General features: G+C 70.4%; 7 protein-coding genes. 3 read left to right on the forward strand and 4 right to left on the reverse strand.

Features of this window, described 5'->3' with window-relative positions; all coding sequences use genetic code 11:
- Positions 1–56: 56 nt before the first annotated feature.
- A complete protein-coding gene (locus VLF18_RS14055) occupies positions 57–1,403 on the reverse strand; it encodes a hypothetical protein (RefSeq protein WP_325280259.1) in 1,347 nt (448 codons plus the stop codon).
- A gap of 121 nt (positions 1,404–1,524) precedes the next feature.
- On the opposite strand from VLF18_RS14055, the gene VLF18_RS14060 reads away from it, so the two are divergent.
- Genes VLF18_RS14060 through murU form a run of 3 tightly spaced genes read left to right on the forward strand, consistent with a single transcriptional unit; the run spans position 1,525 to position 5,535 of the window.
- Positions 1,525–3,786: a winged helix-turn-helix domain-containing protein gene (locus VLF18_RS14060; protein WP_325280260.1), complete on the forward strand. Its 2,262-nt coding sequence runs from the start codon at positions 1,525–1,527 to the stop codon at positions 3,784–3,786.
- A 28-nt stretch (positions 3,787–3,814) separates the two neighbouring features.
- Entirely contained in the window at positions 3,815–4,828 is a 1,014-nt protein-coding gene (locus VLF18_RS14065) for an aminoglycoside phosphotransferase family protein (RefSeq protein ID WP_325280261.1), read from the forward strand.
- Positions 4,825–5,535, forward strand: a complete 711-nt coding sequence (murU, locus tag VLF18_RS14070; RefSeq protein ID WP_325280262.1) for an N-acetylmuramate alpha-1-phosphate uridylyltransferase MurU — start codon at positions 4,825–4,827, stop codon at positions 5,533–5,535. The genes VLF18_RS14065 and murU overlap by 4 nt, the downstream gene beginning before the upstream one ends.
- A 19-nt stretch (positions 5,536–5,554) precedes the next feature.
- Here the strand turns inward: murU and VLF18_RS14075 are convergent, their stop codons facing one another.
- The 3 genes from VLF18_RS14075 to VLF18_RS14085 all read right to left on the reverse strand — a co-directional run.
- Positions 5,555–7,156, reverse strand: coding sequence for a flavin monoamine oxidase family protein (locus VLF18_RS14075; RefSeq protein ID WP_325280263.1), 1,602 nt, complete (start codon positions 7,154–7,156; stop codon positions 5,555–5,557).
- A 174-nt stretch (positions 7,157–7,330) separates the two neighbouring features.
- A complete protein-coding gene (locus tag VLF18_RS14080; RefSeq protein WP_325280264.1) occupies positions 7,331–8,077 on the reverse strand; it encodes a type 1 glutamine amidotransferase in 747 nt (248 codons plus the stop codon).
- 217 nt (positions 8,078–8,294) lie between these two features.
- The coding region (locus tag VLF18_RS14085; RefSeq protein ID WP_325280265.1) for an MBL fold metallo-hydrolase at positions 8,295–9,181 on the reverse strand (887 nt) is incomplete at its 5' end.

A 9,181-nucleotide genomic window follows, 5' to 3' on the forward strand; every position in this document is an offset into this window, starting at 1 on the left:
GCCGCAGGCGGGCGCAAGGATCCGGACCACCGTCCGGATCCACGTCGCGGGGTCGCCTACTGCGCCGGGCGATAAGTGAACCAGGTCAGGAACACGAGGCCGCTGCCGTCGGTGTCGAGCATGAAGCCCTCGCCGTCGCGCATCGGGCCGCCGTACCAGGCACCCTGAATCCAGTTCGTGTTCGGTGCGCCGGCGATGCCGGTGCGCTGGCAGTCGGTCACCGCCGGCGTGATCAGCATGCGTTCGATGCGATAGCCGCCGCTGCCGAAGCGCGCGCTGTTCTCGCCGCTCGACTGCCAGGTCAGTTCGGCCTCGGTGCAGCTCAGGAAATTGATCTGGATCGTGCCCCAGCGCGGTTTCTGCACGGCCGCCGGGTTGAACGCGGCGCCGAACGCCGCACCGAGCGCGGTGTTGGCTTCCAGGTCGACGCGCGTGCCGGCGAGCCGGCCGAGCGCGGTCAGCCAGTATTGCGAACCGATCGTCGCGGGATTCGGCGGCTCGGTCGTGCCCTTCGGAATCACGGCGACATAGGTCATGCCCGAGACGCCGCCGGAGCCGGTCGCAATCAGCAGCGATCGCTCGGCCCCCGTTTCCGGATCGAGCTTGATCACGCCGGACCCGGTCGTGCCGTTGCCGGCGACGAGCAGGCTGCCGTCGGGATGCCAGGCCATGCCGGTCGGCGTGTTGATCGTCGTGCTGATGGCCTTGTCGAAGGCGCCGCCCGGAAACGAATAGCGCAGCACCTGATTGGAGCGCTCGCCGGTGACATAGAGCTTGTCGCCGGCCGGATTGAGCAGCAGTCCGCGCGCGGCGCGCAGGCCGTTGTCGCGCACGCCGATGAAACTGGCGTACGAGCGCGCCTGCGGATCGAAACGCACGACGTTGTGGCTGTCGTAGCCCGGCACGTAGATCTTGCCGTCGGGCGCATCCATCATGCCGTTGTCCGGGCCGCGCAGCAGCGCGCCTGCGAGCGGCTGGTTCTCGGCGGCGCCGGTCGCGATGTCGAACCTGCGCAGCGCGCCGGTCGCATAGCTCGACACGTAGGCGCTGTTGCCGCTGAAGGCGACGCCGGTCATGCCCCAGCCCGGGTCGACGCGCGCGAACGTGTCGACGAAGGCCAGCGTCGTCGCGTCGTAGCGCAGCAGCGTGCTGGCTTCCTCGCTGACGACCCAGAGCTTGCCGTCGGGACCGATCTTGACCGCCTGCGCGCCTCGGATCCGGCCGGCGTCGTCGAGATTGCGCAGGTACGCGCCCGTGCAGGCATCATAGACATGGACATTGCTGTAGTAGCCGCTGACGAGGATGCGGACGTCCTCGCAGGACGCCGCATGAACGGCACTCAGGGAGAAATACAGTGAAAACAGGACCAGACATCGTGCCCACGCGTTGCGCTTGCGATTCATGCGAACTCTCCTTTCTGCGACGTGAGCGGCCAGCGTCGGGCGCGGCCGTCCGTGCCGTCCTGCGCGACTCGTTCGCGAGATCTGCGCAAAACCCCGGCACTTTGCGATCAATCACTTGCGCATGAATACCGGCACTGCTCCCGCGCTCGAGCCGACCGTTCCGCCGCGTTTCCGGCTCGGCGGCTGGCTCGTCGACGCGGGCAGCCACGAGCTGATCGCCGATGCCGGCCGCCAGCGCCTGCAGCCGCGCCAGATGCAGCTGCTGCTGCGCCTGGCGCGCGAACCCGGCACGGTGCTGCGCCGCGAGCAACTGCTCGGCGACGTCTGGGAAGGGCGCTATGTCAACGACGAGGCGCTGTCGCGCGCGATCGCCGAACTGCGCCAGCTGCTGGCCGACGACCCGCGCGCGCCGCGCTATATCGAGACCGTGCCCAAGCTCGGCTACCGCCTGATCGCCGTGCCCGAACCGGTCGCGGATCCGCCGGCCGCCGCCGCGGTCCCGATGCCGGCACCCGCACCGCGCAGGACCGCCGCACTCGACGCGAGCGGGCTGCCGCTGGCCGACCCGCAGGTGCGCCGTCGCACGCAGGTCACGACGCTCGTCGTCGGCGCCGTCGTCGTCGCGCTGGTCGCGCTGCTCGCCTGGATCCTGCCGCAACCGCCCGACGCCCAGCAGGATGCCGCAGCGCTGCGCAGCCGCGTCGACCGCGCACGGCCGCTGGCGACCGAACCGGGCTTTGACCAGAGCGGCCGCTTTTCGCGCGACGGCCGCTGGCTGGCCTGGTCGACGTCGAGCGCCGACCAGAATCGCGCGCAGATCTGGATTGCCTCGCGCGACGGCCAGTCGCGCCGGCCGCTCAGCGACGGCGACGCCTGGGACATGTCGCCGGTGTTCGTCGACGACGACAGCGCGGTCGTGTTCGTGCGCTATACCGCGAATACCTGCGAGCTGCGCGAACAGAAACTCATCGACGTCGCGTCGCGCCGCATCGGCGAATGCGCGCCAACGCCGGCGACCAGCCGCATCGACGCCTCGCCGGACGGCCGCCGCATCGTGTTCGCCAAGGCCAGCGGTCGGGGCCGCACCGGCCTCGCGCTGCTCGACCGCGCGACCGGCGAAGTGCAGACGCTCACGGCACCCGACGACACCGCGCTGACCGACGCGAATCCGCGCTTCTCCGCCGACGGCAGCCAGCTCGCCTTCACGCGCGGCCAGCACAGTCAGCAGCGGCTATGGCTGCTGCCGGTCGCCGCTCCGGCGCGCGCGCGCATGCTCGTGGAGGCGAACGGCCTGCTCTACGGCGCTGCCTGGCTGCCGGGCGATACCGCGCTCGTGCTCGCCGGCGATCTGTTCGGCTATCGCGCGCTGTATCGCACCGACGCGGCGACCGGCGCGCTGGAATTCCTCGGCGCGCGCGGCGCGCGCTATCCCGATGTCGCCGCCGACGGCGCGCTGCTCTACGAGATCGCCGACTATCAGGCCAACCTCTGGCGCGCCGATCTGCAGCATCCGCAGACGCCGCCCGTGCCGATCACGCAGTCGCAGCGGTACAACAATCAGCCGGCGCATTCGCCCGACGGCCGCTGGCTCGCGTTCGGGTCGAACCGCGACGGGCTCGAGGCGCTGTATCTCGCGAAACCCGACGGCAGCGGCGTGCAGCGTCTCGCGCTCGATCCGCGCCAGCGCTGGGTGAGGCCCGGCTGGCATCCCGACGGCCAGCACCTGCTCGTGACCGCGATCCTCAATCGCAGCGACGGCACCGAATGCCTGCCCTATGCCTGCAGCAGCGAGCACAGCGCGATCTATCGCTACGATCTCGCCGCGCGGCAGGCCGTCGCCGTCGCCGGGCTCGGCGACGACGCGCGCTATGCGCAGTACAGCCACGACGGACGCTGGATCTTTTTCGTCCGCCGCGTCGGCGAGCGCGAGCAGCTCTGGCGCGCCGCGGCCGACGGGCGCGGCGCGGCGCTGCTGCTCGATGCGAATGTCGAACATTTCACGAGCGACGACCGCCATCTCGTGCTCGACATCGCCGCCGAACCGGGCCTCCGCATCTGCGCACTCGACGCGACCGGCTGCCGCGTCGTGCTCGACACGCCGCAACCGCAGACCGGCCTGCTGCCCGACAACACCTATGCCGCGCTGCACGGCGGAAAGCTTGCGTTCGTCGCGCGCGACAACAGCGGCGCGCGCCTCGTGCAACGCTACGACCTCGCGCACGGCACGATCGACACCGTGCTTGCCGATGCGCCGAACACCTTCGCGCCGGCGCTCGACTTCAGTCCGGACGGGCGCTGGCTCGTCTACGCGCGCAACGACCGCATCGCGATCGACCTGTTCATCGGCGAGGCGCAGCCCGTCGCGGCGGGTCCGGCGCGATGATTCCCCGAACCGATTCCGTCCATCCCGCATGACGTCTTCCGATTCCCAACGCAGCGCCGCGCTGCACGCCTTCGTCGCCGCCTGCGGTGCCGATCCGTCCACTCTCGCTCCCGCTTCCGCCGACGCGAGCTTCCGCAGCTACTGGCGCGTGCAGCAGCACGGACGCAGTGCCGTCGTCATGGACTCGCCGCCGGACAAGGAGCCGGTCGAGCCGTGGCTCGCGATCGGTGCGCAGCTCGCCGCGGCGGGCCTGCACGTGCCTTCGGTCTATGCGGCAAATGTCGCCCAGGGCCTGCTGCTGATCGAGGATTTCGGCACGCGCACCTATCTGCCCGAACTCGACGAGCGCAGCGCCGATGCGCTGTACACCGCCGCGTTCGACGCGCTGTTCGTGCTGCAGACGCGGCTCGACGGCCGCGTGCTCGAACGCTATGACGAGGCGCGCCTGCAGATGGAACTCGACTATCTGCCGGAATGGCTGCTGCAGCGGCACCTGGACTACACGCCGGACTGCGGCGACTGGGACGTGATCGAGCTCGCGTTCCGGCAGATTCTTTCGATCGTGCAGGCGCAGCCCTACTGCTTCGTGCATCGCGACTTCCACAGTCGCAACCTCATGATCGCGCCGCCGCTGCCGGGCATCATCGATTTCCAGGGCGCGCTGCACGGTCCGCTGACCTACGACCTCGCCTCGCTGCTGCGCGACTGCTACATCCGCTGGCCGGCCGCGCGCGTCGATGCCTGGGTCGAGGCCTACCGGCAGCGTCTCGTCGCCGCAGGCCGCACCGCCGCCAGCGCGGAACAGTTCCGCCGCTGGTTCGATTTCACCGGGCTGCAGCGGCACATCAAGGTGCTCGGCCTGTTCTGCCGGCTCTGCTATCGCGACGGCAAGCCGCACTACCTCGCCGACCTGCCGCTCGTGCTCGACTACGTGCGCGAGGTCTGCGCCAAGTATCCGGAACTCGCCGGGTTCGACGCACTGCTCGCGCGCGCGACCGCCGGCGTCGACCTGCGCCGCCGGCGCGCGGACGCGGCGGCGTGAAGGCGCTGATCTTCGCCGCCGGCAAAGGCGAACGCATGCGGCCGCTGACCGACGTGACTCCCAAGCCGCTGCTCGCAGCCGGCGGCAGGCGGCTCATCGAGCGCCATCTCGAACGGCTCGCGGATCTGGGCGTGCGCGAGGTCGTCATCAACACCGCATGGCTCGCGCACGCGTTCCCCGCCGCACTCGGCGACGGCGCGCGCTGGGGACTGTCGATCCGCTACAGCGAGGAAGGCGCCGAGCCGCTCGAAACCGGCGGCGGCATGCTGCAGGCGCGCGCGCTGCTCGGCGAGGCGCCGTTTCTCGCGATCAACGGCGACGTGCATTGCGATGTCGATCTCGCGCAGCTGCGCCTGCGCGACGAGGATCTCGCGACCCTCGTGCTCGTCGACAATCCCGAGCATCATCCGCGCGGCGACTTCTGCCTGGCCGGCGGACGCCTCGTCACGGACGGCGCGCCGCGGCTCACGTTTGCGGGCATCGGTGTGTATCGCCCCGCGCTGCTCGACCGCTGGCGCGACATCGTCGGCGACACGCCCGGCGCCGGCGAAACACCGCCGCGCTTCAAGCTCGCGCCGCTGCTGCGCGACGCGATCGCGCACGACCGCGTCGGCGCGATTCACCATCGCGGCGCGTGGACCGACGTCGGCACGCCGCAGCGGCTCGCGGAGCTCGACGCGGAGCTGGCGACCCGTAGGTCGGGTTGAGCCGCAGGCGAAGCCCGACCTACGCCACCAACCTGCGCCGCAGCGGCGCCAGCGCCTTGCCGCGTTGGGCGAGGATCTGCGCGGCGACGTTCTCGCCGGATTCGAGGCCGCCTTCCATGAAGCCCTGGTTGTCGGGCGAACAGTGTTCGCCGGCAAAAAATACATTGTCCACATTGCCGGCAATGTGCTCGCGCAGGCCGGTCCAGTCGCCCGGCGTGAAGCACGCGTAGCTGCCCTGGGTCCATGGATGGCTGGGCCAATGGAAGCGCGCCTCGCGTGCGGCGCCGCGCGCGGCGGCGAAGCCCGGGAACACGCGGTCGAGCTGCACGGACGCGAGGTCGGCCTGATGCTTCGGCGTGCCTTCGCCGATGTCGAGGCCGTGGCGCCCGCCGGTGAAGTTCGTGAGGATGCCCGCGGCGCCGGCCTGCTGCCGGCTCGTCTCCCAGGTCGTCTGCACGCCGAGATCGCACATCAGACTGCCGTTGGAGCCATAGCGCTCGCGCCAGACACGGCGCTCGACGCCGATCATGAGCTTCGCGTTCGTGCCATAGCGCAGCCGCGCGATCGCGTCGCGCTTGGCCGCGGGCAGATCGACACCGATGCGTACCTGACGCAGCGTCGTGAACGGCATCGCAAGCACGACCTGCGCCGCGCGGCGCTGAATGCTCGCGCTGCCGCGGCGCAGCGACAGTACGTAGCGTCCGTCGGCACCGCGCGACAGCGCCTCGAGCACCGTGCCGGTCTCGATCGCGTCGCCGAGTTTTCCGGCCAGCCGCGTCGTGACGAGGTCGTTGCCGCCGCGCACGTGAAAACGTTCGTCGCTGTCGCCGAACAGGCGGAATTTTTCGGTCGATGCATCGATGAAGGTCAACAGGTTCAGCGCCGACTGCTGGTCGCACTCCAGCCCCATCTCGGTCGTGTAGGCCACGTCGAGCAGGCGCCGCAGCCAGCCGCCGACGCCGTTGCGGTCGAACCACTGCGCGAGGCTCGCGCGGTCGAGTTCGCGCACGGCGGCGGAACTGCTGCCGTCGATGTCGCCGTCGCCGATCACGGCCTGGTCGCGCGCGATCAGCGCGGCGACGGGCGCGAACGCCTGCAGCACGTCATGCTCGCTGCGCAGCGCGCCGTCGAAATACCAGCCGTCGGCGAGACCTGGCGTCTCCGCGCCGGTCAGATCGTCGAACGCCAGGCCCAGTTCGGCGGCGAGCGCATGCATGCGCACGTGCCCCGTGTCGACCAGCTCGCCGCCGAGTTCGCAGACCTGGCCGTCGGCGAAATGGTCGCGCAGGCTCAGCATGCGGCCGCCGCAGCGGTTCTGCGCCTCGATCACGCTGACACTCACGCCGGCCTCGCGCAGCCGCCAGGCCGCGGCGAGTCCCGCGATGCCGGCACCGACCACGACGACGTCGTCGCCGTCCTGCGGCCGCGGCGCGACACGCGCGCAGGACGCGACCGCGAGCGCACCCGCTGCCGCCGCACTCTGCTGCAGGAACCGGCGCCTCGCCGCGCGCTGCGCGTCGGCGCGTTCGAGCGCTTCGGCCAGCGGCATGCCCTGCGCCGTTGCCGCGCGGGCAATCGCGAAACTGCGCGCGAACAGGCGCGCGAGCGGTGTACGGGCCATGCGACTCCTCCTCCCCAGGAAAGCCCGAATGTATACCGGAACCAAGACCCGTGGGCGCAATAAGCGAAGCGCATTGCGCCAGCCTTTCGGCGCGCATTGCGCCAGCCTCTTTGGCGCGCGTTGCGCCGGCCTTTAGGGCACGCCGCACCGCATACCGGCGCGACCTGGCTCCCCTCAGCGAGATCCCAACGTGATCCGCCGCAACGGCCGCCCGACGAGATCGAGGAATTCACCGAACACGAGCTCCGCGCGCTGCTCCATCGCAGCGACCTCGCGCAAGGTCGCTGCACGGATCGCGTCGGCGTCGTCGGCGACGCCGGCCGCGCACAGTTCCTCGCGATAGGCCGGCGTCGACAGCCAGCGCTCGATCAGCGCCTGGTTCGCCTCGAGATGGAACTGGAAACCATAGGCATTGCCGCCGTAGCGGAACGCCTGGCCCGCGCAGGTCTCGCTGTGCGCGAGGTGTTCGGCCTGCGCCGGAACGTCGAAGGCGTAGCTGTGCCACTGGAACAACGGCGCGCCGTCGCCGAGCGTGCCGAGCACGCGGTCGGCGCGGCCGGCCGGCGTCGTCGCCACGTCGTACCAGCCGATCTCGGCCTCGCGCTGGCGGCGTATCGGCGCACCGAGCACGTGGGCGAGCAGTTGCGCACCGAGGCAGATGCCGAGCACGGGCTTGTCCTGCCGCAGCGCCGCCTCGATCGCACGCATCTCGGTCAGCAGATGCGCGCGGTGCGCTCGGTCTTCGACATTCATCGGACCGCCGAGCACGACGAGACCGCGGTAGCGGTCGACACAGGGCTCGGCGTCGGGATGACGCTCGAAATTGACGAACTTGATGCGGTGGCCGCGGCGGCGGATCAGGCGATCCAGCGTGCCGAGCGGCTCGGCCGCCACGTGCTGGAAGACGAGCAGTCGGGACATTGCGTGCAGGAAATGACGGTCGGCCGCAAGCGTAGCGCGGCGAGGCCGCCGCCGCAGCGCATATGGCGTTGCGCCATGAGCGCAGCTGGGAATCGGGAATCGTCAGAAGCGCACTCGCGTGGATGGCGTCTGCGGAACGGACACCCATCGCCGCCCAACCCTCCCCTTGAAAGGGCATGCCGAGGCTCCGCTTCAACGATTCCTTATTCCCGTCACGTCACACCGTCACGACCATCCCCGGCCTGCTCAGCTCCACGCGTGCGCGGAAGCGGTCGCGCAGCTTGTCGGCCAGTGCTTCGCGCGCGGCGTCTTCGCCGTGGACGAGGTAGACCGGCGCGTGGCCGCGGATCGTGCCGTACCAGTCCAGCAGGCCGGCCTGGTCGGCGTGCGCGGACAGTCCGCCGACGGTGTGGCGATGCGCGTTTACCGCTATCCAGTCGCCGAACAATTTCACTTTTTTCACGCCGTCGACGAGCAGCCGGCCCAGTGTTCCTTCGGCCTGGTAGCCGACGAACAGGATGTGCGCGTTGTGGCGCCCGAGATTCTGGCGCAGGTGATGACGGATGCGGCCGCCGTTGCACATGCCCGAGCCCGCGATGATGATCGCGCCGCCGCGGTGCGCGTTGATCGCCTGCGATTCGGCGACGCCGACGGTGACCTGCAGGTTCGGCAGGCGCAGCGGGTTCGGGCGGCTCGCCCAGAGCGCACGCGCGTCGTCGTCGAAGAGGTCCTCGTGGCGCTCGTAGACGCCGAGCACCTTGCCGGCCATCGGGCTGTCGAGAAAGATGCGGAATTCGCCGATGCCCCAGTCGTCGTAGTGCTGCGCGAGCCAGTACAGCAGTTCCTGGCTGCGGCCGACCGCGAAGGCCGGAATCACGACGTTGCCGCCGCTGTGCCGCGCCGCCGTGAAGATCTCGCCGAGTTCGGCCACGGTGTCGCTGCGCGCGCGATGCAGACGGTTGCCGTAGGTCGACTCCATGAGCACGACGTCGGCGCTGTCGATCGTCGCCGGGTCGCGCAGGATCGGCGTGCCCTTGGGGCCCAGGTCGCCGGAGAACACCAGCAGCTTCTCGCCGCCGTCTTCGCGCGCGCGCAGCTCGACGC

Origin of the sequence: Tahibacter sp., assembly GCF_035481375.1 — a bacterium.
Lineage (GTDB): Bacteria > Pseudomonadota > Gammaproteobacteria > Xanthomonadales > Rhodanobacteraceae > Tahibacter.

Coding starts and splice junctions, on each gene's coding strand:
- VLF18_RS14080 (WP_325280264.1), bottom strand. CDS start 8,077: ATGTCCCGACTGCTCGTCTTCCAGCACGTGGCGGCCGAGCCGCTCGGC.
- VLF18_RS14075 (WP_325280263.1), bottom strand. CDS start 7,156: ATGGCCCGTACACCGCTCGCGCGCCTGTTCGCGCGCAGTTTCGCGATT.
- VLF18_RS14060 (WP_325280260.1), top strand. CDS start 1,525: ATGAATACCGGCACTGCTCCCGCGCTCGAGCCGACCGTTCCGCCGCGT.
- VLF18_RS14065 (WP_325280261.1), top strand. CDS start 3,815: ATGACGTCTTCCGATTCCCAACGCAGCGCCGCGCTGCACGCCTTCGTC.
- VLF18_RS14055 (WP_325280259.1), bottom strand. CDS start 1,403: ATGAATCGCAAGCGCAACGCGTGGGCACGATGTCTGGTCCTGTTTTCA.